Origin of the sequence: Amycolatopsis sp. NPDC026612 (assembly GCF_040638285.1) — a bacterium.
GTDB lineage: Bacteria > Actinomycetota > Actinomycetes > Mycobacteriales > Pseudonocardiaceae > Amycolatopsis.
The window spans coordinates 153275-179546 of the sequence record NZ_JBEZYB010000001.1 but is presented as its reverse complement, the minus strand read 5'-3'; the positions used below and the strand labels follow the sequence as shown (position 1 = coordinate 179546).

The window sequence follows — 26272 nt, the reverse complement described above, 5'->3', positions numbered from 1 at the left end:
GGTTCTCCGAGAACCTGGACGACATGGGGACGGCAGCAGAAAAGCGGACAAGACCGTGGCGGCTCGTCGCGCTGGGCGCGATCGGGTGGGGGCTGTTCACGGCCGTGGTGCTGCACGTCATCAGTTCGCACGACCCGGTGTACGACACGCTGTCGAGCTACACGGTGACCGACCGGGGTGAAGGGATGCTCGCGGCCAGCGTGTTCTCGCTGGCCGTCGGGTCGCTCGCGGTGCTCGGCGCGCTGCAGGTCGCCGGCGTGCCGCTGTCGCGGACGACCCGGGCGCTGCTCGCGCTGTGGGCACTCGGGCTGGCCGCGGCCGCGATCTTCCCGGCGAGCTACCCGATGGCGCCGGACCCGGTGAGCGGCGAAATCCACCTCTACGCGTGCCTGGTCGCGTTCTGCAGCCTGCCCGGTGCCGCGATCTCACTGCTGGAACCACTGCGGGACCGGCCGGAACGCGCCACGCTGGTCCGGGCGATCCGGCTGACCGCCGCCGCGTTCACGCTGTTCGCGGCGAGCTTCGTCTTCGTGCGGCTGAGCGAGGCGGGGATCGAGCCGTTCCCCGGGATCTCCGACGCCTTCCCGATCGGCGTCATGCAGCGGCTGCTGCTGCTCGCCGACATCGCGCTGCTGTGCACGCTGCTGTGGCTCGCCACCCGGCTGGAATCAGCCTTCGACGGCCGCCGCGAATTCGGGCGTGTAGCCGTACAGGCCGGGCATGCCGCCGGTGTGCAGGAACACCACGTGATCGTCCGGGGCGAAGTGGCCCGCCCACTGGACCAGCGCGGCGGCCACCTTGCCGGTGTAGACGGGGTCGAGCACGACTCCTTCGGTGCGGCCGAAAAGGCGTAGCGCGGCCCAGACCTCTTCGGTCGGGATGCCGTACCCCGGGCCGAGCGTGGCGTCGCCCAGCCGGATGTGGTCGAGCGACGGCGGATCCACGCCGAGCAGCTTCGCCGCGCCGGAGGTCAGCTCGCGCAGGTTCGCCGTCGCCTCGGCGAGCGGGTGACTGACGCAGGCGACGCCGACGCCGAGGCCGCCGAGCAGCCCGGCGGCCAGCGCCACCCCGGCCGCGGTGCCGCCGCTGGCGTGCGGGACGACGAGGTGGGCCCGCTCGATGCCGCGATCCGCGAGCTGTTTCGCGAGTTCGTGCGTGGCGCGGACGTAACCGAGGGCACCGAGGTCGTTGGAGCCGCCGACCGGGACGGTGGCGACCTTCCGGCCGTCCGCCACGGCTTCGGCGACCAGGCGATCGTAGGTGCGGCCGGTTTCTTCGCCGTCGGCACAGATGTGGACGGTCGCGCCGAAGAGCCGGTCGAGGGGGAGGTTGCCGCCGCGTTCGTACGCCTCGCCGTCGCGCGGGACCTTCGCGGTGAGCACGAGTTCGCAGCGCAGGCCGAGCTTCGCGCACGCGGCGGCGGTCTGGCGGCCGTGGTTGGTCTGGAGCGCGCCGAAGGTGACCACGGTGTCCGCGCCGGCTTCCCGGGCGGCGCCGAGGTGGTACTCCAGCTTGCGGAGTTTGTTGCCGCCCGCACCGAGCGGGTGGACGTCGTCGCGCTTGAGCAGGAGGTTCGGCAGGCCGAGGGCTTCGCCGAGCCGGGGTGCCTCCTGCAGCGGAGTGGGCCAGCCGCCCAGGTCGACGCGGGGGATCGCGGCCAGCGCGGCGTCGGGGAATCCGGCGAAGTCGAACGTCATCGGCCCTCCAGGCTCGGCTTCTAACCACTATATGGGGTTATTCGGCGAGCGCGAAGCGCAGCGAAGTGAACGTCCCGACCTCCAGCACCGCGATCCTCCGCAGCACGATGCCTTCGAGGTCCGGATCGCCGAACAACGGCAGCCCGGCGCCCAGCAGCACCGGGGCGATGTCGACGTGCAGTTCGCCGGCCAGCCGGGCGCGCAGGGCCTGCCGGACCACGCTCGCGCCGATCACCTTGACCGCCCGGTCGCCCGCGGCCGCCTTCGCCTGCGCGACCGCCGAAGCGATCCCGTCGGTCACGAAGGTGAAGGTGAGGTTCTCGTCCTGGGCCGGCCGCACGTCCGGCGGCCGGTGGGTGACGACGAAGATCGGGACCTGGAACTCGTAGTTGTCGACGAACCAGTCCGGATCCTCGGCCATCGCGAACGTCCGGCGGCCGAGCACGACCGCACCGGTTTCCCGGATCAGCTCGGTCATGTACCCGCTGCCGCCGGCCGCGGCGGGGTCGGACAGCCGCGCCGTGCCGCCGTGGCGGTCGGCTACGAAGCCGTCCAAGGACATGGTCATGCCCGCGTGCACCGTGGCCATGGTTCTCCTCACGTAGTCGTCCACCGGGCAGACGGAAGGCGCGGCGAAAAGTCATCGGCAGTAGCCGGAAAGCGTCGTCGTCCGGTAACGTTCGTTCGAACGAACGAGAACCTTCGGGGGCCGCCATGACCGCTACGAGTCTCGACTTCACCGGCCTCGCGGCGCAGGCCGCGCAGCTCGCCGCGGGTGAGGTCACCTCCGCCGAGCTCACCGCCACCGCGCTCGGGCGCGCCCACGCGAGCCAGCCCACGCTCAACGCCTTCCGCCACCTGCGTGACGACGAAGCCCGCGCCGAAGCCGCCGAAGCCGATCGGCGGCTCGCGGCCGGGGACCGCGCGCCGCTGCTCGGCGTGCCGATCGCGATCAAGGACGACGCCGACCTCACCGGCCTGCCCACCGCCTTCGGCTGCGCCGGCGACTTCCCGTGCGCGACGGCCGACGCGCCCGCCGTCGCGCTGCTGCGCGAAGCCGGCGCCGTGATCATCGGCAAGACGAACACCCCCGAACTGGGCCAGTGGCCGTTCACCGAGGGCCCGGCCTTCGGCGTGACGCGCAACCCGTGGCACCGCGGCCACACCCCCGGGGGTTCTTCGGGAGGGAGCGCGGCCGCGGTGGCGTCGGGGGTCATCGCGGCCGCGCTCGGTTCCGACGGCGCCGGCTCGGTGCGCATCCCGGCCGCGTGGACCGGGCTGGTCGGTATCAAGCCCCAGCGCGGCCGGATCCCGACCGACGGCGAGCTGTTCCACGGCCTGACCGTGCTCGGCCCGCTGGCCCGCACGGTCGAAGACGCCGCCCTGCTGCTCGACGCGGCGGCCGGCACCGGCAGCACCTTCCGGACCGCCGCGACCCGCGAACCCGGCAGACTGCGGATCGGGCTGTCGACCCGGATCCCGTTCACCGCCACCAAGACCCGGCTCGACCCGGTCGTCGACGGCGCTGTACGGCGGCTGGCCGGGGCGCTCGCCGGGCTGGGGCACGAGATCGTCGAGGTCGAACCGGACTACGGGCTGATCGGGCTGACGTTCCTGCCGCGCTCGCTGACCGGCGTCCGCGACTGGACGCTGCGGGTGCCCGACCGGACCGGGCTCGACCCGCGCACGCGCAGCAACGCCGGCCACGGCCGCCTGCTGGCCGGCCCCGCGCTGCGGCTCGCCCGCGCCCTCGAGCCGGGCCTGCACCGGCGGATCGGCTCGGTGTTCGGCCGCGTCGACGTGCTGCTGACCCCGACGACCGCAACCCCGCCGCCGCCGGTCGGCACGTTCGACGGGCTGTCCGGGTGGGAGACCGACCAGGCCATGATCGCCGCCTGCCCGTACGCTTGGCCGTGGAACGTGCTGGGCTGGCCGGGGGTCAACGTGCCGGCCGGGCAGACGGCAGGCGGACTGCCGCTCGGCGCGCAGCTGCTCGGGCCGTCGCACGCCGAGGAGCGGCTGATTTCCCTCGCCGCGCAACTGGAAGAGGTCGAACGGTGGCCGGAAAGGCATCCCGCGACAAGCTGGTGAGCACCCGGGAAGCCATCCTGCGCGGCGCGCTGGCGGTCGTCGGGGAGCACGGCGTCGGCGGCCTGACGAACCGCCGGATCGTCGCCGCCGCCGGCGTCTCGCTCGGCACGCTGACCTACCACTTCCCGAGCCAGACGGCGTTGCTGCGGGAGGCGATGCTGCTGTTCGTCGAGGACGAGACGGCGAAGCTGGGTGCGATCGTCGACGACTACCGCGCGCAGGGCTTGAGCGTCGAGCAGGCCGCCTCGGTCGTCGAGCACGTGATCGCGCAGCTGCCGTTCGGTACCGACGAGCTCGGCGCGCACGAGCTGTACCTCCAGTCCGCGCGCGATCCGGGGCTGCACGAGGCTTCTTCGCGTTGCTTCGCGGCGTACGACGAACTGGCCGTGACGATCCTCGAAGTACTGGGCGTGCCGGAACCGCGGCGGCTGGCCGGTCCGGTGGTCGCGCTGATCGCGGGGCTGCAGCTGCGGCGGCTGGCCACCGGCGAGACCGACACCCCCGTGGCCGGGCCGCTGATGATGCTCCTCCGCGGCGCTTGACGGCCCCGCCGGTCGTCCGCGGTACGGCGGCGTGGAAGTACTTCGGCGACTTCCGCGACGCGCTCCTGTCCGGGCAGGTGCTGGTGCTGCAGGTGGCGCACCCGGTGGTCGCGGCGGGCGTGCGGGATCATTCGGACTACACGGCGGATCCCTGGACGCGCCTGATGCGGACGGTCGCGTCGCTGTCGATCTACGTCTACGGCGGTACGGCCGGAGCCCGGGTGGAAGCCGCGCGGCTGCGTTCCCTGCACCGGTCGTTCAAGGGTTTCTCGGACGGACGGCGGTACAGCGCGCTGGATCCGGCGGCGTACGCGTGGGTGCACGCGACCTTGGTGAAGGCTCCGGTCGACGCGCAACGGTTCTTCGGAGTTCCGCTGTCCGGTCCGGAGCTCGAGGAGTACTACGCGCAGATGTGCGGCATCGGGCGGCTGCTCGGGGTGCGCGAGCGCGACCTGCCCCCGGACTGGGCGGCTTTCGAGCGCTACTACGCGTCGGTGGTGGCCGGGTTTGCGGCCAACCCGACGATCGACACGCTCTTCGAGACGGTCCGGACGGCGCGGAAACCGGTGGGGTGGCTGCCGGATTCGTGGTGGCGACCGGTCGGGGGCCTGCAGGTGTTCTTGATCCGGGCGACGCTGCCGCCCTCGTTCCGCTCGCAGCTCGGTCTACAGTGGACGGAGCGGGACCAGCGGCGGTTCGACCGGTTCGCGGCGTGCGTGCGCCTCGCGAGCACCCCGATCCCGGCCGGGCTGCGGACGGCGCCCATGCGGTGGACCGGGAAGCTCAACGTGTGGTTCCGCGCGCACCCGCGGGTGTATCGGGCGCTAATCCGCGGCGAAGGCCCAGGCGCCGCACCCGGCACTTTCACGTGAAAGCTACGGCTACCCCCTTGCGTAGCTTTCACGTGAAAGCTACGGCATCCCCCTTGCGTAGCTTTCACGTGAAAGCGGCGGTCAGTCGTTGCGGGTGATCGCGCGGGCGTAGTGGGCCCGGGCCTTCGCCCGGTTCCCGCACCGCGCCATCGAGCACCACTGCCGGTTCCGGCGGGGCGACGCATCGCAAAACCGCTGGCCGCAGTCGTCCGCGGCGCAGACGCGGACCGCCGCGCCGCTCGTCGCCAGGTCGATCGCGTCCGCCGCCAGTGCCGCGAACGCCGCCGCCACCGGGTCCTTCGGGACCGGGACTTCGCGCCGCAACACGCCGTCGACGAGAGCCAGGCGCGGCGGGGGCGCCGGAGCCGCCGCGGCCGCGTTGTTGACCAGGTCGATGTCCATCCGCTCCGGCACCTCGGGCGGCAGCAGCACCCGGTCGATCGCCTCCCGCAGCGCCTTCGCCGCCAGCACGTGGCCCGCCGTCACCGGCACCGGGCCCGTCGTGAACCCGGCCAGCGAAAGCCACTCGGCCAGCGCGTCGGGGCCGGTCAGCAGTTCGACCCCCGCCTCGTAGCGGCTGCGCAGCGTGTTGACGAGGTCGAGACACGGCCGCCCGCCATCGAAGACCCACTCCATGCCCCGCATTCTAACCGTTGCGGGCAGTTAGAAGAGCCGTTACCGTCTAACCGTATGAACAGGTTAGAGAACATGGCCACGGTGAACGGCATCCGCATGCACTACCTCCGGGCCGGCGACGGCCCGCCGCTGTTCCTGCTGCACGGCTGGCCGCAGACGTCGCACTGCTGGCACAAGGTGCTGGCGCCGCTCGCCGAGACGCACACCGTGATCGCCCCCGACCTGCGCGGGTACGGCCGCACCGACAAGCCGGAGACCGGGTACGACAAGCGCACGATGGCCGCCGACGTCGCCGCGCTCGCCGACCACTTGGGCTTCGCGAAGACCGCCGTCGCCGGCCACGACCGCGGCGGGCGCGTCGCCCACCGCTGGGCGCTGGACCGCCCGGACCAGGTCGACCGCCTCGCGGTGTTCGACATCGTGCCCACCCGCGCGATGTGGCAGCGGCTCGACGTCATCGCGAAGCCGTCCTGGCACTGGCTCTTCCACCTGCAGCCCGATCTGCCGGAACTCCTGGCGGGCCAGAACATCGCCGCCTACCTCGGCTACTTCTTCGAGCGCTGGACCTACCAACGCCACGCCCTCGACGCCGACGCGCGAGCCGAGTACGTCCGCGCCTTCTCCCAGCCCGGCGCGCTCAGGGCCGGCTTCGACGACTACCGCGCCTCCTTCCCCGACGACGCCGAACTCGACGACGCCGACTTCGACGCCGGAAAGCGCCTGACCCAGCCGACTCTTGCCCTCTGGGGCGCGAACGGACTGGTCGGCACGCTCCCCGCCCTCGAAATCTGGCGGGAGTACGCCACCGACGTCACCGGCGAAGCGCTCGCCGAGTGCGGCCACTTCCTCGCCGAGGAGCAGCCCGAGGAAGTCGTCGCCCACCTGCGGAAGTTCCTCGATCCCTGAGATCCCGGGGTGCTCCGGTCCCCCGAACTGGGGACCGGGATTCCCTCGCCGCCGTGACGCCCGCCACCGGCCGCACTGGCTAGGTTCGGGACCACGATGGGGAACAAATCGAAAGCGGCACTGCTGATGCTGCTGGCCGCACTGGGGATCGTGGCCGGCAGCGGGATCGCGCACGCCGACGGCGCGCCGAGCGGCGCCGACATCCAAGTGGCGCAGACGCTCGGCGCGCGCGAGCTCACCGTGATCATCCGCCGCGTCGACACGACGCCGTCCCCGCTGCGGGTCGACGTCGTGACGCACCGGGGCACCGCGACCGGCGCGCTGCACCTGGCCGTCGCGGCCGGCGGGCTGACGAAGTCGCGCGCCGACGTGGTCCTCGGCGCCGAGCCGGGTGTCTACGCGGGGAATCTCGAAGTCGACGCACCGGGGCCGTGGGAACTCTCGCTGAGCGACGGCACCGGACCCCCGGCGACGATCCCGTTCATCGTGCCCGCGCGGGTGGTGCCACCGTGGGAAAAGGCGACCTACGGCGGGTTCGTCGCCGCGGGCGCCTTCCTGCTGCTCGCCCTGGTCGTCGGGGCGCGGGCCAAGCGGACGGCGTTCGCGCTCGTGCCGGCGGCGGGTGTGGTCGCAGCGCTCGCCGTCGCCGTCACCGGGGCGCTGCTGTCGGCGAGCACTCCCCCGCCGCCCGCCCCCGGCAGCCAGCTCGACCCGACGTTCGACAACGTCACCGATCCGTACGGGACCGCGCCATTGTCCACAATGGATTACTCACGCCCGCCGGTGAACCTCGCCATCGAGGCCCGGCAAGGCGACCTGAAGCTGACGCTCACCGACGGCGCCACCGGACGCCCGGTCGACGACCTGCTGGTCCACGACAACGCGCTGGTGCACCTGGTGCTCGTCTCGCCGTCCGGCCGGCTGAGCCACCTGCACCCGGTGCGGGTCGGCCCCGGCGACTACCGCGTCCGCCTCGCCGAGCCGGAAGCGGGCACGTACGCCGTCGCCGCGGAACTCGCCCGGCGCGGCGGCGGAGTGCAGCTGGCCCGGTCCACTGTGGACATCAAGGGTACCGCGGCCCCCGCGCCCGAACCACCCGGCGCCGGACCGCGGACGATCGACGGAACCCCGGTCGGAATCACGATCAGCTCCGGGACACCGACCACCATCACCGCGCACTTCCCCGCCCAGGACCTCCAGCCGTGGCTGGGCATGCTCGGCCACCTGATCGTCACCGGGCCGTTCACCGGCCCCGCCGGCGAAGGCGCCGCCAAGGCACCCACGTGGGCGCACGTCCACGCGATGGTGCCGCCGGTCGCGGGCCAGACCGGCCGTCCTGATGAGACGGTCGCCGCGTACGGCCCGGACGTCAGCTTCACCTACACCTTCGCCGCGCCGGGCCGGTACCGGATCTGGCTGCAGGCCGAACGCGGCTACCAGGTGCTCACCGTCCCCGCCGTGGTGGACGTCCCGACGACGGGAGCCGGACGGTGAAACGCCCCACGGTGCTGATCGTCGTCGTCACGCTGGTCGTCGCGGCCGGCGCCGCGTGGCTGCTGTGGGGCGGCAGCGGCGCGAAACCGGCCACGCAGCAAGCGGTTTCGGGGCCGTACACCGTCCAGTTCTCCACCGACCAGCCACGCATCGGCAGCAACACGTTCGCGGTGGCGGTGACCGGGCCCGCGCCCGAAGCCGTCACGGTCGCGCCGGTCATGGCACAGATGGGGCACGCACTCGCACCGGTGCCCGCCGGGCCGGACGGGCCCGGCCGCTTCCGCGCCGCGGACGTCGGGCTGCCGATGGCCGGGCAGTGGGAGATCACCGTTTCCCTGCGCGGCCCCGGCGGGCCCGCGCAGGTCGTCTTTCCCGTGTTGGTCAAGTAGAAGGAGGGGGAATGGATCTCACCGCATCCGGCGTGCGCAGCACGTCGGTGCCGAAACAGGCGCGGACGGGGTTGCTGCCGGCGAACGTCGTGCTCGGCGGGTCGCTGCTGTCACTGGTCGGGCTCACCTGGGACATCCAGTGGCACGACGACGTCGGGCCGGACACGTTCTTCACGCTGCCACACCTGTTCCTGTACGCGGGCAGCGCTGTCGTCGGCCTGGCGAGCCTCGCCGTCGTGCTGCTGACGACGGCGGCGCGGCGCGCGGGACGGCCGGTCGACCCGCGGATCGGCGGGCGCGTGGTCAACGTGTTCGGCCGGACGTTCGCGGCCCCGCTGGGCTACCTGGTTTCCGGCGTCGGCGCGGCGACGTTCCTGCTGTACGGGCTGTGGGACCAGTGGTGGCACGGGCTCTACGGCTTCGACGCGGTCATCGACTCGCCGCCGCACATCGGGCTGCTGCTGTCGATCACGGTGTCGCTCATCGGCACGACCGCGGTGTTCGCCGCGGCGCGCGAACACCGCTGGGGCCGGCTCGGCACGCCGGCGTCGCTGACCGTGCTGCTCACGTTCGGACCGGTGCTGGCGCTCGGGTTGCAGCAGGTACCGGCCGACTACGCCGACCCCGTTTCGGTCGGGACATCGATGATGGCGGTGCTGCTGATCGCGGTCGGCGCCGGGTTCGTCCGCCGTCCGGGCGGGGCGGTCGGCACCGCGGCGCTGGTCGCGGTCGTGCAGGCGGTGTTCTGGTGGTTCTCGCCGTGGGCGGCACAGGCGTACGCCGACCTCGTCGGCCTGCCGATGCGGGACGCGGTTTCCGGCGTGCCGGCGATGCCGTCGCTGACGCCGATGGCGCTGCTGCCGGTGGCCGCGCTGATGGAGCTGGTGTACCTCACCGGCCGGCGCCGGGGGTGGCGCGCGGGCCGGGTGTCCGTGGCCGCCGGCGGGATCGCCGGGCTGCTGCTCGGCCTGAGCCTGCCGGTCCAGCGCTTCCTGCTCTACACCGGCGCGCACCTGCCGCCGGCCTGGTACCTGACGACGACCGCCGTGCTCAGCGCGGCACTGGGGCTGCTCGGCGGGTTCGCCGGGTGGCGGTTCGGCGGAATGCTCTGCCTGCTGGCGCCCGCGAAGAAGGGGGAAACCGCTGATGCGTAAGACAATGTCATTCGGAGCTCCGCTCCGGCCGGGGGCTCCGCCACCCGGAACCCCCATAAAGTCATTCGGAGCTCCGCTCCGGCCGGGGGCTCCGCCACCCGGAACCCCCGCAAGACGGATCGTGCTTGCCCTGGCCGCCGTCGCCGGGCTGCTGTTCGCCACCGCCGCACCGGCGAACGCCTACGAGCCGGTCGAGATCGTGCACACCGAGCGCGTGCAGGCCGGGCCGTACGGGCTGACGGTCGGATTCAGCACCTGGCCGCTGAAAGCCATGCAGTCGCTGGACTTCACGTTCATCCCCGACGGCGGGATCGGGGACAAGTCCGGCACGCTGACGATGGTCAACCCGCAGGGCGGGCGCAACCGCACGCAGCCGCTCGTGCGGCACCCGCGCAAGCGCGAGGTCTGGGGGCTCGACGTCCGCTCGATGCCGCGGGCGGGCGACTGGACGTTCCGCTTCACCGTCAACGGCCCCGCCGGCTCCGGCACCGGCGAACTGCGCGCGCTGCCGGTGCTGGAGCAGCCGGGGCCGCCGATGGGGGTGAGCTGGGCGATCAGCACGCTCCCGCTGATCGGGCTCGTGGTGCTCGTGGTGGTGGCCTGGCGCCGGACCCGGAGCCGGCTGCGGGGCGGGGAGCTTCCGGCAATCGGGTGAGATTCCGCTCACATTGGGCGCCCGGACGTACTCGTACCGTCGTGACGGCCTCCTTCACCGCAGAGGACGGGAAGGAGGCCTTCACCATTTTCCGACGAGCGGGCGGGTTTCAGGCGGGCAGGTCGAACTGCCCGGCCTTGACGGCGATCAGGAACGCTTCCCACTCGGCGGTGTCGAACACGAAGACGGGGCTGGTCGCGAGCTTGGTGTCCCGGACGCCGATCAGGCCGTCGGAGCCCAGGTTGACCTCGACGCAACTGCCGCCGTTGGGCTCGCTGGCGAACGACTTCTCCCAGGCGGCCTCTTCGAACAGGGACACGGCCGTGTTCGGATCGTAATCCGCGAACGACGGATAATCCGCCATGGGTCGTACCTCCGAGGATCGTTGGGGGGCGCGGTCGCGACCTGGTCAAAAGAGCCCGCTCCCGGCTACTCAGTGTCTCAATGGAGCAAGTCACAGGGCCAAGCGGGTGATCAACTAGGTCCGGCCTCGACATGAAGATTATTCCAGGAGTAGGATTAATCGCATCGGCCGGGGCGCTGGTGTCGGTGAACGACTCCCTGCTCGCGGCGGACGGTCATCGACACGGGACGAAGTGTCGGACAGGCCAGAGCCGGAATGAACGAACCAACCTGCCGCAGGACCTCATGGGGGAGGAACAGCGTGATCGTCGAGGACAGTGCGCCACCGGGCGCGCTCGCCGTGAACAGGCTCGACGTCTTCGGACGGGAAGCCGCCGCGGCCACGACCGAGCTGGTCCGAACAGACGCGGAAGCGCTTTCCCGTCAAGTACCGCGACGAGAGCTGGGGGTGTAGCCGAATGGCCGTCCGGGTGAACTCGCTCTTCCGCTGCGAGGACGAAGAACACCGTGGCCGCCGAGGGATCGGGAACGAGCTGCGGAACCGCTTCGGCTTCAGCCTGATCCAGGCGCCACTGCGCAAGACCACGACGTGGGCGACGGATCAGGACCTCCCGCTGCGGCGCCACTCCGACGGGGTCCGCACGACCCGTCCGCTGGAAGCCGCGATCGACCTGACGCCCCTGATGCGCGGCCGGATCGGCTCGCGCGCCTGAACTGCCGCCCCACCACGAAACAGCCCCGGCTCCCTGACGGAACCGGGGCTCTTTTCGTTCGTGGCTACGGTTTCCGGAGCAGCAGGGCGGCGTGCCGCAGGGGCCGCTCCCCCGCCGCCGGTTCGCGGTACACCCGCCCCACCTCGGCGAACCCCGCCGCGGCGGCGATGCCGGCCAGTTCGTCCAGCGGCCAGCAGTAGGCCGTCGTCACCTTGTGGTCGAACGACGTCAGCGGGCGGCCCCGGGATTCGAAGCACCCCAACAGAACGTGACCACCGGACGCCAACGTTCGGGCGAATTCGGCGAAGTACCGGGGGACGTCCACCGGCGGCGTGTGGATCACCGAGTACCACGACAGGATCCCGGCGAGCGACGCGTCCGGCAGCTCCAGCGCCGCCATGGAGCCCACCTCGAACCGCAGGTCCGGATGAGCGGCTCGGGCGAGCGAGATCATCGCCGGCGACAGGTCGACGCCGAACGCGTCGAGCCCCAGTGACCGCAGGTGCGCCGTGAGGTGGCCGGGGCCGCAACCCAGGTCGGCGACCGGGGCCGCGGCCGCGGACGGACTCCGCGAACGCCGTCCACGCCGCCCGTTCCAGGGGGTGTTCGTCCCAGACTCCCCGGACGAATTCGGCGTACTGGACGGCGACCGCGTCGTAGGCGGCGGCCGTCACCGCTTGCGGCCGAGGCCGCAGAGGTGACCGACGAACGCCGGGTCGTTCGCGACCTTCTTCGTGGCCTTGGACTCGATCTCCTCGGGGTGCCACTCCGGCAGGTACACGATGCCCGGCTCCACCAGCTCCAGGCCCTCGAAGAACGACGTGAACTCCGCCCGGCTGCGCAGGTGGAGCGGGGTGCTCGACTTGTTGTACTGCTTCATGATCGCCTCGCGGCTCTCGGAGTCGGCCATCCCCTCGAAATCGTCGCTCGTCAGGTGCGAGGACAGGAAGTACGAGCCCGACGGCAGCAGCGACAGGTACTGCTGAATGGTCTTGGCCACCGGTTCGTCCCGGCCGAGGAAGTACAGGACGCCCACCATGATCAGGGCGATCGGGCGGTTCGGGTCGAGGACGCCGGTGTCGAGCGCGCGCTTCCAGATGTCGGCCGGGTTGCGCAGGTCGCCCTGCAGCACCGCGTGCCGGTGGGCGACGCCTTCGCGTTCCAGCAGGATCTGGGAGTGCGCCACCGCGACCGGCTCGTTGTCGACGTACACGCACCGCGCGTCCGGGTTGACCTCCGCCGCGACCTCGTGGACGTTCCCGACCGTCGGCACGCCCGATCCCAGGTCGAGGAACTGGTCGACGCCGTTGCGCGCCAGGTACCGGACGCCACGGCCGAGGAAGTCGCGGCCGACCCTGGCGACCGTCTTGATCATCGGGAAGGTCTTGACCGCCTGCTCGCCGAACTGCCGGTCGATGGCCCAGTTGGCGTCGCCGCCGAGGAACCAGTCGTAGATGCGGGCCGCGTTCGGCCGGTCGAGGTCGACGCCCTCGGGGGCTTCGGGGTCCTGCGTCGTCATGGGTCCAGTCCTCCAGGCTTGCGGCCGACACCGCCGACCACGCTCGCGAGGGGGACCGTGGCGGCGCCGGGCTCGGGGCGCCACTCTCCCACAGGCACGATCCCGGGCTCGACGACGTCGAAGGTACCGAAGAACGCGGCGATCTCGTCGAGCGACCGGGAGACCGCGGGCGAACTCGACCGTTCGGACAGCTTCACGAGCCGCCGGATCTGCGCCAGCTCTTCGCCTCCGACGCCGGATTCGGTCGCGTGGGAAAGCACGTACGCCGATCCGGGCGCCAGGAGCGTCCGGTAGTCGCGGATCGCTTCGCGGACGCCGGTGTCGTCCGGCAGGAAGTGCAGCACCGCCACGGTCAGCAGGCAGATCGGCCGGTCGGGGTCGAGCACGCCGGTGGCCAGCGCGGCTTCCCAGACCTCTCCGGCGTCCCGCAGGTCGGCGAGGAGCACGGCGTGGCGCTCGGGGTCGCCCGCTTCCTCGAGCAGCATCCGGCCGTGCACGACGGCCACGGGCTCGTGGTCGACGTAGACGCACCGGGTGTCGTCGGCGTGGTCGTCGGCGACCTCGTGCACGTTGCCCGCGGTCGGGATGCCGGAGCCGAGGTCGAGGAATTGGGTGATGCCCTCGGAAAGGCAGTAGCGCACGGCCCGGCCCAGGAAGTCGCGGTTGTTCCGGGCGAGGGTCTTCGCCAGCGGGAACGCCTGCACCGCCTGCTCGCCGTACTGCCGGTCGATCGCCCAGTTCGCGGTGCCGCCCAGCGCCCAGTCGTAGATGCGCGCCACGTTCGGCCGGTCGAGGTCGACGGCGTCGGGCAGGAAGTCGGGGTCCACGATCTCCCCTTCGGGCGGCGCTTACGGTGGGTTCCGGCGCACCGGGCTCACTCTACCGACAGTTGTTCACCGTCCGGGACAGCTCCCGCACCCATTCGCCCTATTGGAGCTGCTGCATCTGGGCGCGGTAACCCTCTGCAAGCTCCTTGAGGAACTGGCGGGTCTCCTGGCGCTCCAGCGCTGCTCCGCGCAGCCTGTCCCAGGAGTCGACGAAGATGTTGAAGTCCTTGACGTCGTCGAGGTACAGGCCGCCTGCCGAGTGCTCGATGTAGACGAAGTCCCGCGTGCGGTCCGGGAAGCGCATGATCGTGAAGTCGTTGGGCACCGCGGCCAGCCGCGCGCCGAACGGCAGTACGTGCACGTAGACGCGCGGGTGCTTCTCGAGCGAGAGCAGGTGCTCGACCTGGTCGAGCATCACCGCGGGCGCGTACCCGCCCGGTGCCCGGCGCAGTGCGCCTTCGCTGATGATGAACCGGTAGTAGGGCGGCTGCTGCTGCTCGAACACCGCCTTGCGGTCGAGCCGGTTGCGGACCAGCGATGTCACGTCGGTGGCACCGAACTCGGTGAACTGCTTGAGCATGTAGTGCTCGGACTGCAGTGGGCCGGGGATGCGCTCGCCGTGCCAGGTGAGGATCTCCGCGGCCGCGGGCTCCAGGTCGGTGAAGGTGCGGAACCAGTGGGGCACCACCGAGCGGTAGCCCGACCAGTGGCCGCGCTGCCCGGCGGCGGCCCGCGCCAGGTTCATCAGCGTGTCGGCCTCTTCGCCGTTGATCCCGAACGCGTTCAGCATCGATCGCACATCCCCGAGCTTCACCCCGACGGCACCGGACTCGATCTTGTTGACCTTGCCCTGGGTGCAGCCGAGGACCTCGGCGACCTGTTGCTGTGTCATCCGCGCCGCGGTGCGGGCATGCCGGAGCTCGTTGCCGAGCTGCTTCCGGCGCGAGGTGACGGTGCTGGCCATCGCCCTGCTCTCCCGGACCACTACCAAGCAACGGCGGCCACCGGCCGCCGTCGCACGCGAACTATCGAACCCACCCAGGTTAGTGCTTCACCTTGCGGATCTCGATGATGACACCGCGCAGCGTTCCAGGAAACGCCGCAGAACGCCAGTCACCTGCGTTGTCACTCGCCTGGACCAGTGAAATTCCGAATTATTCCGCCAACCGGCGGAGCCCGATCTGGGGCATAGTGACCCGGTGATCGATCGTTCGCCATCGGCCGCCGCCGTCACCTCGCTCGCCGACCAGGTCCACGGCTACGTCCAGCCCGACGGCTCCTGGTACATCAACAACTGCGGGTTCGTGGACGCCGGTGACCACACCGTCCTGATCGACACCTGCTCGACCGAGCGCCGCACGCGCGCGCTGCTCGCGGCCGTCGAAGCGACCACCGGCAGCCCGGTGACGACGCTGGTGAACACCCACCACCACGGCGACCACACCAACGGCAACTACCTCGTCCCGAGCGCGGCCGTGGTCGGCCACCGCAAGACCCGCGAGCTGATGGCCGCCGAGGGTATCCAGACGTTCGAGGGCGTCTTCGTCGGCAGCGACTGGGGCGAACTGAAGTCGCGGCCGCCCGAGATCGTGTTCGACGACCGGCTCACGCTGTACGCCGGGGACGTCGAGATCCAGCTGATCCACCCCGGCCACGCGGCCCACACGACCAACGACGTGCTGGTCTGGCTGCCCGAGCAGCGCGTGCTCTACGCCGGTGACCTGGTCTTCAACGGCGGCAGCCCGTTCGCGCTGATGGGCTCGGTGGCCGGCTGGCGCGCCGGGCTCGACGTGATTCGCGAACTCGAGCCGGAGGTGATCCTGCCCGGCCACGGCGGCCCGTGCGGACTGGACGTGGTGGACACCGTCGACCGCTACCTGGCCTTCGTCCAGAAGACGGCCGAGCACGGGAAGGCCGCCGGGCAGTCGCCGCTGGAAGTGGCCAAGGAGACGGATCTCGGCGAGTTCGCGTCGCTGAGCGAGCAGGAGCGGCTGCCGGGCAACCTGCACCGGGCGTACGCCGAGCTGGACGACGCGGATTGGGGCGCCGAGATCGACCTGGTGGCGGCGATCACCGACATGCTCGCGATCAACAAAGGTCCGATCCGCTGCTTCTCCTGAACTGAGTGAGCTGCTCCTCCGTGCCCTTCCTTGAGCGCGCGATCGGACTAGTGTCTGAATCGAGAGAGACTTCGGAAGGATTCGGATGAGCAAGAAGGCGAGCATCGGGGTCACCGGCCTGGCGGTCATGGGCCGCAACCTGGCCCGCAACCTGGCCCGGCACGGGCACACGGTGGCCCTGCACAACCGGTCCGAGGAGCGGACCCGCGCGCTGGTGGAGCAGTTCGGCGACGAGGGCGACTTCATCCCGGCGTACTCCGCGCAGGAGTTCGTGAACGCGCTGGAGCGGCCCCGGCAGGTCGTGATCATGGTCAAGGCCGGCGGCCCGACGGACGCCGTCATCGAGGAGTTCGCGCCGCTGCTCGAAGAGGGCGACGTCATCATCGACGCCGGCAACGCGCACTTCGCCGACACGCGCCGCCGTGAGAAGGCGCTTCGCGAGCGTGGCCTGCACTTCGTCGGCAGCGGTGTCTCCGGCGGCGAGGAGGGCGCGCTGCACGGGCCGAGCATCATGCCCGGCGGCTCGAAGGAGTCGTACGAGTCACTCGGCCCGCTGTTCGAGGACATCTCGGCGAAGGTCGACGGCGAGCCGTGCTGCACGCACATCGGCGCGGACGGCGCCGGCCACTTCGTGAAGATGGTGCACAACGGCATCGAGTACGCCGACATGCAGCTGATCGCGGAGTCGTTCGACCTGCTCCGGCACGCGGGCGGCTACGCACCGGCCGAGATCGCCGACGTGTTCCGCACGTGGAACACCGGGCGGCTCGATTCCTACTTGATCGAGATCACCGCCGACGTGCTCGCGCACGTCGACAAGGCGTCCGGCAAGCCGTTCGTCGACATCGTCGAGGACGCCGCCGAGCAGAAGGGCACCGGCCGCTGGACCGTGCAGATCGGCCTCGACCTCGGCGTGCCGATCTCGGGCATCGCCGAAGCCGTCTTCGCGCGTTCGCTGTCCGGCTCCAAGTCGCTGCGCGCGGCCGCCCGCGGTCTCGGTGGTCCGTCGGCGGCGCCGCTGTCGGGCGCTTCCCTGGAGCGGTTCGCCGACGACGTCGAGCAGGCGCTGTACGCGTCGAAGGTGGTCGCGTACGCCCAGGGCTTCAACCAGATCCAGGCGGGCGCGACGGAGTACGGCTGGGACATCGACCTCGGCAAGGTCGCTTCGATCTGGCGCGGCGGCTGCATCATCCGCGCGAAGTTCCTGAACGACATCACCGCGGCCTACGCCGACGAGCCGGCCCTGCCGACGCTGCTCACCTCGGGCGGCTTCCGGAAGGCCGTCGAGGACGCGCAGGACTCGTGGCGCTCGGTGATCTCGACGGCGGTCAAGCTCGGCATCCCGACGCCGGGCTTCTCGACGGCGCTGGCCTACTACGACGGCCTGCGGGCTGATCGGTTGCCGGCCGCGCTGGTCCAGGGCCAGCGGGACTTCTTCGGTGCCCACACCTACCGGCGGGTGGACCGCGAAGGCTCGTTCCACACGGCCTGGGCCGCCGACGGCCGCCCGGAGTCCGACGCCTGACAGCCCCACGCGCGGGCCCTCCCCCCTCGGTGAGGGCCCGCGCGGCCGGGAAGACCCCCTGGTCCTCCCCGATCAGAGCAGCGTCACGAGGACCACCGCGAGCACGACGGCCCACCAGAGCGGCCTCACTGCCCCCGGGCGGCGAGGATCTCCGCCAGCACCTCCAGGATCTTCGCCTCGGCCTTGTCCTTCTTGACGCCCAAGCCGTCGAGCACCTCGAAGCCGCTGCCTTCGCCCTGTTCCAGCAGCGCCAGCAGCAGGTGCTCGGTGCCGATGTAGTTGTGCCCCAGCCGCAGGCCTTCGCGCATGGTCAGCTCGAGGGTCTTCTTCGCGGCCCCGGAGAACGGGACCACGTTCGGCATCGCGTCGACCGGCTCGGGCAGCCGCGCTTCGGCGGCTTCACGGACGGCGTCCAGCGAGACGCCCTGGGCCAGGATCGCCCCGGCCGCCAGCGCGGCCGGCTCGGTGAGCAGGCCCAGGACGATGTGCACGGTGTCGATGTACGGGCTGGCGTGGTCGACGGCCGCCTTCTGCGCCTCGACGACGACGTGCCGCGCCCGGTCGGTGTAGCGGCCGTAGAGGCGCTCGATGGCCCCGCTCGGGTCGCCGCCGGGATCGACCTTCGGCACGAACCGCTTCTGGGCGGCCTGTTTCGTGACGCCCATGCTGGCGCCGATCTCGGTCCAGGACGCCCCGGACCGCCGGGCCTGGTCGACGAAGTGGCCGATCAGGTGGTCCGCCACTTCGCCGAGGTGCTGACCCACGTACACCGCGTCGGTGAGCTGGGCGAGGGCGTCCGTGTCGTTGTTGCTCTTGATGGCGTTGATGAGGTCGTCGAGCTTGATGTTGTTCGGTAAGGTCATGCCGTCAACTGTAGGTTGACGATCAGCAAGCGTCAACCACGAGTTGACGATCTTAGGCGAACGGCAGCCCGACGTAGTTTTCGGCCAGGCTGGTCGCCGCCGCGCGTGACGACGTCGTGTAGCGCAGCTGCGCGAGCTGCAACTGCCGCGCGAAGCCGTCCGCGTGCGGGTCGGTGTGCAGCATCGTCGTCATGAACCAGGAGAAGTGCTCCGCCCGCCACACCCGGCGCAGGCAGGTGTCCGAGTAGGCCGCGGCGAGCGACTCGTCGCCGCGCAGCAACGCTTCCAGCGCTCGCGACAGCACGCGGACGTCGGCGATCGCCAGGTTCATGCCCTTCGCGCCGGTCGGCGGCACGATGTGCGCGGCGTCGCCCGCCAGGAACAGCCGCCCGTGCCGCAGCGGCTCGGCGACGAAGCTGCGCATCGGCGTGATGCCCTTGTCGAGGATCGGGCCTTCCCGGAGCGTGAAGTCGCCCTCGACCTCGAGCCGCGCGGTCAGCTCAGCCCAGATCCGGTCGTCGGACCAGGCTTCGAGGGACCCCGCGGGATCGACCTGGAGGTAGAGCCGCGTGATCTCCGGGGTCCGCATGCTGTGCAGCGCGAACCCGCGTTCGTGGTGGGTGTAGATGAGCTCGTGGTGTGACGGCGGAGTCTGCGCGAGAACCCCCAGCCACGCGAACGGATACTCACGCTCGTACACCGTCAGCGCACTGTCCGGAATGGACGGACGGCAGATGCCGTGGAAGCCGTCGCAGCCCGCGACGGCGTCGCACTCGATGACCTGCGCGTTGCCTTCGCTGTCGCGGTAACGCACCCGCGGACGCTCGGTGTCCACATCGGACAACTCGACGCCCGCGACCTCGAACGAGATCGGGTACCCGCGAGCCTCGTGCGCGTCGATGAGGTCCTTGACGATCTCCTGCTGCCCGTACACCGTGATCGCCCGGCCGGTCAGCTCGGTCAGCGCGATCCGGTGGTCGGCGCGGTCGAACCGCAGCGACAGCCCTTCGTGCGGCATTCCCTCGGCGGCCAGCCGGTCGCCGAGGCCCAGCGACGTCAGCAGCTCGACGGTCGGCTGCTCGCACACCCCGGCCCGCACGCGCTGCCGGACGTACTCGCGGTCGCGGGCCTCGAGCACAACGCAGTCGATTCCCGCGGAGTGCAGGAGGAACGACAGCAGCAGCCCGGCCGGGCCGGCGCCGATCACGGCCACCTGCGTGCGCATCACGCCGCTCGCGACTTCAGGTGCGCCTTGAGGTCGAAGGCGCTCGCTTCGAGGTCGGCGTACGCGGGCTTCGGCTCGGCGGTGAACAGGCGCCGCGCGGCGATGTGGTCGGCCGGGCGGTTCACCGACTCGACGGCGATGAGGACGTCGTCGCGGAAGGACAGTACGGAGAACTTGCCCTCCGCCGGGTCGCCCGCGACCACGGTCCGGTCGGCCCCCGCGAGAAGCCCGGCGATCTGCAGCTTGGCACCGGCCTGGTCGGTCCAGAACCACGGCAGGCTGGCGTACGGCGTGGGCGTGCCGGTGATCGCCGCGGCCACGCACCGGGCCTGGTCGACGGCGTTCTGCACCGACTCCAGCCGGGTCTCGGCGCCGGCTTGCACGCACGGGAAGGTGGCGCAGTCGCCGATGGCGAAGATCTTTTCGTCCGCCGTGCGCAGGTGCGCGTCGACGACGACACCGTTGCGCACCGGCAGCCCGGCGGCCTCGGCGAGGATGGTTTCGGGCACCACCCCGACGGCGACGACGACCAGGTCGGCGGGCAGCCGGGTGCCGTCGGACAGCTCGACTTCCCGCACCCGCGAGTCGCCGTGCAGTGCCGTGACGCCCTGGCCGAGCACCACCGTGTGCCCGGCCTTGCGGTGCAGGTCGGCGAAGTAGGCGGAGATTTCCGGCGTCGCGACCCGGTTGAGCAGCCGGTCCTGCGCCTCGACGATCGTCACCGGACGGCCGGCGTGCGAAGCGAACTCAAGCCCGATGAACCCGCCGCCGGCCACGACGACGTCGGCGGCCTGGGCGAGGGACGCGCGGAGCCGGTCGGCGTCGTCGCGGGTGCGCAGGGTCAGCACGCCGGGCAGCTCGGCGCCGGGCACGGGCAGCGTCCGGTTGCGGGCGCCGGTGGCCAGGACGAGGAAGTCGTAGCCGAGCTCGCGGCCGTCTTCGAGGTGGACCTTCGACACCGCACGGTCGATCTTCGCGGCCCGCCCGGCGACCAGCTCGATGTCTTTCTCGGCGAAGAAGTCTTCCCCGCGCAGGTGCAGCTGGTCGACCCCGGCTGTCCCGGCCAGGTAGGCCTTCGACAGCGGCGGCCGCTGGTACGGCACCCCCGGCTCGTCCCCGACCAGCACGATCCGGCCGCCAAAGCCCCGGTCCCGCAGCGAAGCCACGGCCTGGAACCCGCTTTGACCAGCACCGACGACGAGAACGGTGGTCATTCTTGCTCCTCACCCCATCCGGCAACCCTCGGTCCTCATCCGACCACAGCGGGCCCGGTCAGTCGAGGCGCGGCCGGCCGGACGACCGCGGGGCGCCGAGCACCCGCGAAATACCCCGCGCCGCGGCCCGTACCGCCGGGACCAGTGTCCGTGGGTCCGTCCCCTCGGCCGGGACGACCACCGAAATCGCCGCCACCACCTCGTCCGTGGCGTCCCGGACCGGCGCCGCCACGGACAACGAGATCAGCTCGATCTGGCCGTCGCAGATGGCGTACCCGTCCCGGCGCACGTCCGCCAGCACCCGCCGCAGCTGCTCGGGCGAGGCGATCGTCTTGGCCGTGAACGTCTTCAGCGGGCCGGCCAGGACCGCCTCCTGGGCTTCGGCCCGGGCGTGGGCGAGCAGCACCTGGCCGACGCCGGTCGCGTGCGCGGGCAGCCGGCCGCCGACGCGGGTCAGGACGTTGACCGCGCCGCGGCCGGAGATGCGCTCGACGTAGACCACCTCCGGCCCGTCGAGCACCGCGAGCTGCACGTTCTGGTGCGTGGCCTCGTAGAGGTCCTCGAGGAACGGCATCGCGCTCTCCCGCAGTTCCGCGCCGTGCGGGGCAAGCGAAGCGACTTCCCACAGCCAGAGCCCGACGCGGTAGCCGCCCGTTTCGTCGCGCACGAGCGCCCCGCGCCGGGTGAGCTCGCCTGCCAGCCGGTGCGTGGTCGACAGCGGCAGCCCGGCGCGGCGGCTGAGCTCCGACAGCGTCAGCCGCGGCCGCTCGGCGGAGAAGGCGCCGAGCAGGTCGAGCACCCGATCGACGACCGACGGCGGCCGCCGCGCGCTGTGTCTCACCCCTCTTCGTCGTCCGGTAGCAGCGGGCGCATGAACGTCCGCCGGTACCGCACCACGCAGCCGCTCTCGTCGCGGATCTTGTCCGCTTCGATGAAGTCCGGGTCGACGCCGAAGAGCGTCCGGTAGCGCTCGTACGCGGCGAGGCTCTCGAAGCTGAACAGCGCCCGGGCTTCGTCGCTCGCCCCCTCCGACGGCAGGAAGTAGCCGTGGTGGATGCCGCCTTCGCGCTGGACCAGCCGCATCCACGCGGCGGCGAAGCGTTCGAAGTCGGGCAGCTTGGCGGGGTCGATGACGTAGTCGACGACGCACGTGATCATCAGTGAACCTTATTCTGGTTAGGCCGGCGCTACGGGACCGCCGGGCGCGATCCTACGGTGACTCTCGCGCCGGCCGACGGCTGAACAAGGTTCAGTGGCCGCCCCAGACGCGGTCGGCCGTCGCGACGAGCAGCTCGAGTTTGCGCAGCTGGTCGTCCGTGGTCAGGTCGTTGCCCTCCTCGGTCGAGGAGAAGCCGCACTGCGGGGACAGGCAGAGCCGGTCGATGTCGACGTACCGCGAGGCCTCCTCGATCCGCCGCACCAGCACGTCCGGGTCCTCCAGCTCCGCCCGCTTGGTCGTGACCAGGCCGAGCACCACCTTCTTGTCCTTCGGCACGAACCGCAGCGGCTCGAAGCCGCCAGAGCGTTCGTCGTCGTACTCCAGGAAGAACCCGTCGACGGCGAGCTCGCCGAACAGCGCCTCCGCGACGAACTCGTAGCTGCCCTCCGCGGCCCACGACGACCGGAAGTTGCCGCGGCACAGGTGGGTCGTCACCGTGAGGTCGTCGGGCCGGCCGGCCAGCGCCGCGTTCATCGTCGCGATGTTGCGCAGGTGCTGGCGGTCCGGGTCGCCGCCCATCCGCGCGACGAGCTCCCGCTGCGCCGGGTCGTTCAGGTAGGCGAGGCTGGTGTCGTCCAGCTGCAGGTACCGGCAGCCGAGGTCGTGGACCGCGGTGACCTGCGCGGAGTAGGCCGCGCTGAGGTCGGTGAAGAACTCCTCGAGGTCCGGGTAGACGGTCTCGCTGACCGCGGCCCGGCCGCCGCGGTAGTAGACCATGCTCGGCGACGGGATGGTCAGCTTCGGCGTCACGCCGGGGTCCACATGGGACTGCAGGAACCGGAAGTGGTCGGCGAAGATCGGTTCGTCGAGCCGCACCTTGCCGTCGACCTGCAGCCCCGGCGGGCTGAACTCGAGGTCGCCCGCCAGGTTGTGGAACTTGACGTGCAGCCGCTGGTCGCTCTTCGAGATGCCGCCGAGCGAGTAGATGAAGTCCATGTGCCACGAAGCGCGCCGGAACTCGCCGTCGGTCGCCGAGCTCAGCCCGGCCGCCTTCTGCATCTTGATCACGTCACGGATCGCGTCGTCCTCGACCGCGCGGAGCTGCTCCGCGTTGATCTCGCCGCTCTCGTGCCGTCGTCGCGCATCACGCAACACCGGGGGCCGCAGCAGGCTCCCCACGTGATCGGCGCGAAACGGCGGGCCCACCTGGGAAATGCCACCCGAAGTCATGCACCGATGGTCACACATTCCCGGCCTTCGCGCCGCCCCCCGAAACATGATCATCACAACCGGGACTTGCTACCGTCACCGTCACCGCATTGGCTGGGGCCATCGAACCAGGCAGCCGCACCAGGGGGCGCTCATGACGGAATCCGTGGTCCACCCGGTCGACCAGGGCCTGCCCGCCGGCCGGCTGGCGCTGCTCGGCCTCCAGCACATGTCGATCATGTACGCCGGCTCGGTGGCGGTGCCGCTGATCGTCGGCAGCGCGCTGAAGCTCGACGCCGCGACGATCGGGCTGCTGGTCAACGCCGATCTGCTGGTCGCGGGCATCGCGACGCTCATTCAGGCCATCGGCATCGGGAAGCTGCTCGGCATCCGGCTGCCCGTGGTCGCGGGGGCGACGTTCACCGTCGTCAACCCGATGATCCTCATCGCGTCCCAGTACGGCCTGACCGCGGTCTACGGCGCGATGATCGCGTCCGGCGTGTTCGGGCTGCTCATCGCGCGGCCGTTCGCGAAGCTGATCCGGTTCTTCCCGCCGCTGGTGACCGGGACGCTGCTGCTGGTCATCGGCGTCTCGCTGCTGGGCCCGGGCGCGGCGATGATCGCGGGCCACGACCCAGCGTCGGCGGACTACGCGGCGCCGTCGCACATCGGGCTGGCGTTCGGCGTCCTGGCGCTGCTCGTGCTGTTCACCCGCGTGCTGCGCGGGTTCGCCAACCAGATCGGGCCGCTCCTCGCGCTGGCGATCGGGCTGGTCGTCGCGATCCCGATGGGGCTGGTGCACTGGGACGGCCTGCGCGCGGCCGGCTGGTTCGGGCTGGCGTCGCCGTTCCACTTCGGCGCACCGACGTTCCCGGTCGCCGCGATCCTGTCGATGTGCGTGGTCATGCTGGTGACTTTCACCGAGTCGACGGCGGACATGATCGCCGTCGGCGAGATCACCGGGCGCCCGCCGACCGACGCCGACCTGGCGCGCGGCCTGGCCACCGACGGCGTCTCGGCCGTGCTCGGCGGGGTGATGAACTCCTTCCCCGACACGGCGTTCGCGCAGAACGTCGGCCTGGTGCGGATGACGGGCGTGCGCAGTCGCTGGGTGGTCGCGGTGACCGGCGGAATCCTGGTGGTGATGGGCCTGGTGCCGAAGGTCGGCGCGTTCATCGCGGCCATCCCGGAACCGGTGATCGGCGGGGTCGCGGTCGTGATGTTCGCGATGGTCGCCGCCGTCGGCGCCCAGAACCTCCGGACGGTCGAGTTTTCCGGGAACCACAACACCTTCGTCGTCGCGGTGGCGCTCGGCGCCGGTCTGCTGCCGGCGTTCGCACCGGACTTCTTCAAGCACTTCCCGGCCTGGCTGCAGACGATCTGCGGCAGCTCGATCACGGTGGCCGCGGTGCTCGCCTTCGCGCTGAACCTGCTGTTCAACCACCTCGGCCGGCGCTCGGAGCCGGATCTGCTCGACGCGCCGTGAGCAGCCGGTCGACGAGCACGGTGCCGGTGCCCGGCTCGACCGGGCGCCGGAACAGCACGCGCAGGTAGAACGGGGCGAGGACGAAGTCCAGCACCTCGTCGACCGACGGCACGGGCTCACCGCGCGCCTCCGCCTTGTCGAGGGTGGCCTGCAGGTCGTCGCCGCGGGCCCGGAGGTACTCGAGCGGCTTCTCGTCCGGCCGCAAGGTGGCGACGAGCGCGCGCAGCAGGATCTGGCCGTGCCGGTCGCGCATCGCGCGTTCGACGCCGTCGGCCCAGCCGAGCAGGTCGCCGCGCAGCGAACCGGTGTCCGGGATCGGCGACGTCGAGCGCAGGCGCGTCACCGCCGCGTCGAGCAGCAGTGCGTCGCGGCTGCCCCAGCGCCGGTAGATGCTGGTCGGGTTCACGCCCGCGCGTTCGGCGATCTTCGGGATCGCCGCGTCGATCTCCCCGGCGGCCAGCAGTTCGACGACGGCGTCGTGCACCGCGTCGCGGACACGGGCGCTGCGGCCACCGGGTCGGGTCATGGGTTCATTCTAAAGCAAAGCCCCTTGCTTTAGCAGTGCGGTCATGGCTAGGCTTAAGTCAAATCCAATGGCTTTAAGGAGCTCGAGATGGCCCGCAAGATGACCCGGGAAGAGCGCGAGCAGTTCCTCGCCGAGCCGCAGGTCGGCGTGCTCAGCGTGACGGCCGAGCCCGGACGGGCGCCGCTGACCACGCCGATCTGGTACCGCTACGAGCCGGGCGGCGACGTCGTCGTGATGACGTCACCCGGCCTGCGCAAGACCCGGCTGATCGAGGCGGCCGGCCGGTTCGCGCTGTGCGTCCAGCAGCAGGACGGCGTCTACAAGTACGTCTCGGTCGAGGGTCCGGTGGTGGAGTCGCGGCCGATGACCAAGGCGGAGCGGCACGAGATCGCGGCCCGCTACCTGCCGCCGGGCGTGAGCGAGGCCTACACCGACGCGATGGAGGACAAGCACGGGAACAACATCTCGATCGCGATGCGCCCGGAACGCTGGAACACCTCGGACTTCAGCGACATCGCCGAGCAGCTGTCCTGATCACCAGCAGATGATCAGGAAACACGACGTCCGGGGTGGCGCCGGGGTCGTGGTCGGCGGGCGGCTCCCGGTTGGCGGCGGAGTTCCCGTCGTCGTCCCCGTGGCCGTGGGCGGCGTGGACGAACCGGCGCCGGACGGCGTGGTGGACGACGGCGCGGTGCCGGTGCCGCTGGTCTCCGTGGCCGCGGTGCGGCCCGGTACCTCGGTGACGGTGCCGCGGTGTTCGCCGGACGCCGGGACGACGTCGCCGCCGGTGCCACCGCCGATGCCGCCGTCGAGCGGCGAGTCCGTCGCCTGGTCGGCGCCACCGAGCCCGGTGGACCGCTGCGGGAAGGGAATGACCTGGATCCGGTCGACCGGGGAGGCGTCCTGGCGTTCGTGGCCGCCGAAGGCGACCAGCACCGCGGCGGCACCGCAGCCGACGACGACGGCGAGCATCACCGCGACCACCCGCCACCGCGAGCCGGCCGACGGCGGCCGATCGCCCCAGCCCTCGCGGACGAGCAACTCGGCGACCGAGACTTCGTCGTTCACCCGACAGACCTTCCCGAGA

29 protein-coding genes and 2 pseudogenes are annotated in these 26272 nt (G+C 71.4%); 15 read left to right on the top strand and 16 right to left on the bottom strand.

The features are described 5' to 3' along the window. Positions 1 to 23 precede the first annotated feature (23 nt). Positions 24 to 590, top strand: a pseudogene (locus AB0F15_RS01010) (DUF998 domain-containing protein); the annotation flags it as partial. Between the two features lie 78 nt (positions 591 to 668). Here the strand turns inward: AB0F15_RS01010 and AB0F15_RS01005 are convergent. Beyond that, the gene (locus tag AB0F15_RS01005) at positions 669 to 1697 is read right to left on the bottom strand and encodes a D-cysteine desulfhydrase family protein (protein WP_360263208.1); all 1029 of its coding nucleotides are present in this window, start codon (positions 1695 to 1697) and stop codon (positions 669 to 671) included. Positions 1698 to 1734: 37 nt separating this feature from the next. Beyond that, a complete protein-coding gene (locus AB0F15_RS01000; protein WP_360263204.1) occupies positions 1735 to 2286 on the bottom strand; it encodes a dihydrofolate reductase family protein in 552 nt (183 codons plus the stop codon). 125 nt (positions 2287 to 2411) lie between these two features. Here AB0F15_RS01000 and AB0F15_RS00995 point away from each other — a divergent pair, with 125 nt between their 5' ends. Genes AB0F15_RS00995 through AB0F15_RS00985 form a run of 3 tightly spaced genes read left to right on the top strand, consistent with a single transcriptional unit; the run spans position 2412 to position 5202 of the window. After that, positions 2412 to 3788, top strand: coding sequence for an amidase (locus AB0F15_RS00995; RefSeq protein ID WP_360263201.1), 1377 nt, complete (start codon positions 2412 to 2414; stop codon positions 3786 to 3788). After that, positions 3755 to 4330: a TetR family transcriptional regulator gene (locus tag AB0F15_RS00990; RefSeq protein ID WP_360263198.1), complete on the top strand. Its 576-nt coding sequence runs from the start codon at positions 3755 to 3757 to the stop codon at positions 4328 to 4330. Before AB0F15_RS00995 ends, AB0F15_RS00990 begins: the two co-directional genes overlap by 34 nt. Next, entirely contained in the window at positions 4327 to 5202 is an 876-nt protein-coding gene (locus tag AB0F15_RS00985; RefSeq protein WP_360263195.1) for an oxygenase MpaB family protein, read from the top strand. Before AB0F15_RS00990 ends, AB0F15_RS00985 begins: the two co-directional genes overlap by 4 nt. 81 nt (positions 5203 to 5283) lie before the next feature. Here AB0F15_RS00985 and AB0F15_RS00980 read toward each other — a convergent pair whose 3' ends face one another. Beyond that, complete coding sequence (locus AB0F15_RS00980) at positions 5284 to 5838, bottom strand: CGNR zinc finger domain-containing protein (RefSeq protein WP_360263192.1); 555 nt, start codon at positions 5836 to 5838, stop codon at positions 5284 to 5286. 54 nt (positions 5839 to 5892) lie between these two features. Here AB0F15_RS00980 and AB0F15_RS00975 point away from each other — a divergent pair, with 54 nt between their 5' ends. The 5 genes from AB0F15_RS00975 (at position 5893) to AB0F15_RS00955 (ending at position 10436) form a co-directional block, all read left to right on the top strand. Then, on the top strand, positions 5893 to 6744 hold the full coding sequence (locus tag AB0F15_RS00975; protein ID WP_360263189.1) for an alpha/beta hydrolase: 852 nt from the start codon (positions 5893 to 5895) through the stop codon (positions 6742 to 6744). 96 nt (positions 6745 to 6840) lie between these two features. Beyond that, positions 6841 to 8238, top strand: coding sequence for a hypothetical protein (locus AB0F15_RS00970; protein ID WP_360263186.1), 1398 nt, complete (start codon positions 6841 to 6843; stop codon positions 8236 to 8238). Then, complete coding sequence (locus tag AB0F15_RS00965) at positions 8235 to 8627, top strand: FixH family protein (RefSeq protein ID WP_360263183.1); 393 nt, start codon at positions 8235 to 8237, stop codon at positions 8625 to 8627. Before AB0F15_RS00970 ends, AB0F15_RS00965 begins: the two co-directional genes overlap by 4 nt. 11 nt (positions 8628 to 8638) lie before the next feature. Beyond that, a complete protein-coding gene (locus AB0F15_RS00960) occupies positions 8639 to 9781 on the top strand; it encodes a hypothetical protein (RefSeq protein WP_360263180.1) in 1143 nt (380 codons plus the stop codon). Positions 9782 to 9902: 121 nt separating this feature from the next. After that, positions 9903 to 10436, top strand: coding sequence for a hypothetical protein (locus AB0F15_RS00955; protein ID WP_360263177.1), 534 nt, complete (start codon positions 9903 to 9905; stop codon positions 10434 to 10436). A gap of 109 nt (positions 10437 to 10545) precedes the next feature. Here AB0F15_RS00955 and AB0F15_RS00950 read toward each other — a convergent pair whose 3' ends face one another. Beyond that, positions 10546 to 10800 (bottom strand): DUF397 domain-containing protein, encoded by a 255-nt coding sequence (locus AB0F15_RS00950; RefSeq protein WP_308673561.1) that lies wholly within the window; start codon positions 10798 to 10800, stop codon positions 10546 to 10548. 300 nt (positions 10801 to 11100) lie between these two features. Between AB0F15_RS00950 and AB0F15_RS00945 the strand changes: the two genes are divergently transcribed. Beyond that, complete coding sequence (locus AB0F15_RS00945; protein WP_360263173.1) at positions 11101 to 11253, top strand: hypothetical protein; 153 nt, start codon at positions 11101 to 11103, stop codon at positions 11251 to 11253. A gap of 4 nt (positions 11254 to 11257) precedes the next feature. Next, a complete protein-coding gene (locus AB0F15_RS00940; protein WP_360263170.1) occupies positions 11258 to 11512 on the top strand; it encodes a hypothetical protein in 255 nt (84 codons plus the stop codon). Between the two features lie 64 nt (positions 11513 to 11576). On the opposite strand, the pseudogene AB0F15_RS00935 reads toward AB0F15_RS00940, so the two are convergent. The 4 genes and pseudogenes from AB0F15_RS00935 to AB0F15_RS00920 all read right to left on the bottom strand — a co-directional run bounded on the left by AB0F15_RS00935 (position 11577) and on the right by AB0F15_RS00920 (position 14822). Then, positions 11577 to 12186: pseudogene (locus AB0F15_RS00935) on the bottom strand (class I SAM-dependent methyltransferase). Beyond that, a complete protein-coding gene (locus AB0F15_RS00930; protein ID WP_360263167.1) occupies positions 12183 to 13031 on the bottom strand; it encodes an SAM-dependent methyltransferase in 849 nt (282 codons plus the stop codon). Before AB0F15_RS00930 ends, AB0F15_RS00935 begins: the two are co-directional and overlap by 4 nt. After that, positions 13028 to 13858: an SAM-dependent methyltransferase gene (locus tag AB0F15_RS00925; RefSeq protein WP_360263164.1), complete on the bottom strand. Its 831-nt coding sequence runs from the start codon at positions 13856 to 13858 to the stop codon at positions 13028 to 13030. Before AB0F15_RS00925 ends, AB0F15_RS00930 begins: the two co-directional genes overlap by 4 nt. 100 nt (positions 13859 to 13958) lie before the next feature. Next, positions 13959 to 14822, bottom strand: a complete 864-nt coding sequence (locus AB0F15_RS00920) for a helix-turn-helix transcriptional regulator (protein WP_103354905.1) — start codon at positions 14820 to 14822, stop codon at positions 13959 to 13961. Between the two features lie 235 nt (positions 14823 to 15057). Between AB0F15_RS00920 and AB0F15_RS00915 the strand changes: the two genes are divergently transcribed. Further along, positions 15058 to 15978 carry an MBL fold metallo-hydrolase gene (locus tag AB0F15_RS00915; protein WP_360263160.1) on the top strand — a complete coding sequence of 307 codons (921 nt, stop codon included), beginning with the start codon at positions 15058 to 15060 and terminating at the stop codon, positions 15976 to 15978. A gap of 85 nt (positions 15979 to 16063) precedes the next feature. Then, positions 16064 to 17503 (top strand): NADP-dependent phosphogluconate dehydrogenase, encoded by a 1440-nt coding sequence (gene gndA, locus AB0F15_RS00910; protein ID WP_360263157.1) that lies wholly within the window; start codon positions 16064 to 16066, stop codon positions 17501 to 17503. A gap of 125 nt (positions 17504 to 17628) precedes the next feature. Here the strand turns inward: gndA and AB0F15_RS00905 are convergent, their stop codons facing one another. The 6 genes from AB0F15_RS00905 to AB0F15_RS00880 form a co-directional block, all read right to left on the bottom strand. After that, positions 17629 to 18366 carry a Clp protease N-terminal domain-containing protein gene (locus tag AB0F15_RS00905; protein WP_360263153.1) on the bottom strand — a complete coding sequence of 246 codons (738 nt, stop codon included), beginning with the start codon at positions 18364 to 18366 and terminating at the stop codon, positions 17629 to 17631. Positions 18367 to 18418: 52 nt separating this feature from the next. Next, positions 18419 to 19594, bottom strand: coding sequence for a 4-hydroxybenzoate 3-monooxygenase (locus AB0F15_RS00900; protein WP_360263150.1), 1176 nt, complete (start codon positions 19592 to 19594; stop codon positions 18419 to 18421). Further along, the gene (locus tag AB0F15_RS00895; protein WP_360263147.1) at positions 19591 to 20805 is read right to left on the bottom strand and encodes an FAD-dependent oxidoreductase; all 1215 of its coding nucleotides are present in this window, start codon (positions 20803 to 20805) and stop codon (positions 19591 to 19593) included. The genes AB0F15_RS00900 and AB0F15_RS00895 overlap by 4 nt, the downstream gene beginning before the upstream one ends. A 58-nt stretch (positions 20806 to 20863) precedes the next feature. Beyond that, positions 20864 to 21646: an IclR family transcriptional regulator gene (locus tag AB0F15_RS00890; protein WP_360263145.1), complete on the bottom strand. Its 783-nt coding sequence runs from the start codon at positions 21644 to 21646 to the stop codon at positions 20864 to 20866. Then, positions 21643 to 21963, bottom strand: a complete 321-nt coding sequence (locus AB0F15_RS00885) for an NIPSNAP family protein (protein ID WP_103354911.1) — start codon at positions 21961 to 21963, stop codon at positions 21643 to 21645. Before AB0F15_RS00885 ends, AB0F15_RS00890 begins: the two co-directional genes overlap by 4 nt. Positions 21964 to 22054: 91 nt before the next feature. Beyond that, the gene (locus AB0F15_RS00880; protein ID WP_360263141.1) at positions 22055 to 23194 is read right to left on the bottom strand and encodes a 5-methyltetrahydropteroyltriglutamate--homocysteine S-methyltransferase; all 1140 of its coding nucleotides are present in this window, start codon (positions 23192 to 23194) and stop codon (positions 22055 to 22057) included. A 133-nt stretch (positions 23195 to 23327) separates the two neighbouring features. On the opposite strand from AB0F15_RS00880, the gene AB0F15_RS00875 reads away from it, so the two are divergent. Further along, a complete protein-coding gene (locus AB0F15_RS00875) occupies positions 23328 to 24659 on the top strand; it encodes a nucleobase:cation symporter-2 family protein (protein WP_360263139.1) in 1332 nt (443 codons plus the stop codon). On the opposite strand, the gene AB0F15_RS00870 is transcribed toward AB0F15_RS00875, so the two are convergent. Further along, positions 24610 to 25185 (bottom strand): TetR/AcrR family transcriptional regulator, encoded by a 576-nt coding sequence (locus tag AB0F15_RS00870; protein WP_360263136.1) that lies wholly within the window; start codon positions 25183 to 25185, stop codon positions 24610 to 24612. The two genes, AB0F15_RS00875 and AB0F15_RS00870, sit on opposite strands and share 50 nt — an antisense overlap. Before the next feature lie 87 nt (positions 25186 to 25272). On the opposite strand from AB0F15_RS00870, the gene AB0F15_RS00865 reads away from it, so the two are divergent. Further along, positions 25273 to 25719 (top strand): pyridoxamine 5'-phosphate oxidase family protein, encoded by a 447-nt coding sequence (locus AB0F15_RS00865; protein ID WP_360263133.1) that lies wholly within the window; start codon positions 25273 to 25275, stop codon positions 25717 to 25719. Here AB0F15_RS00865 and AB0F15_RS00860 read toward each other — a convergent pair whose 3' ends face one another. Further along, on the bottom strand, positions 25720 to 26253 hold the full coding sequence (locus tag AB0F15_RS00860) for a hypothetical protein (protein ID WP_360263131.1): 534 nt from the start codon (positions 26251 to 26253) through the stop codon (positions 25720 to 25722). Positions 26254 to 26272: the final 19 nt, after the last annotated feature.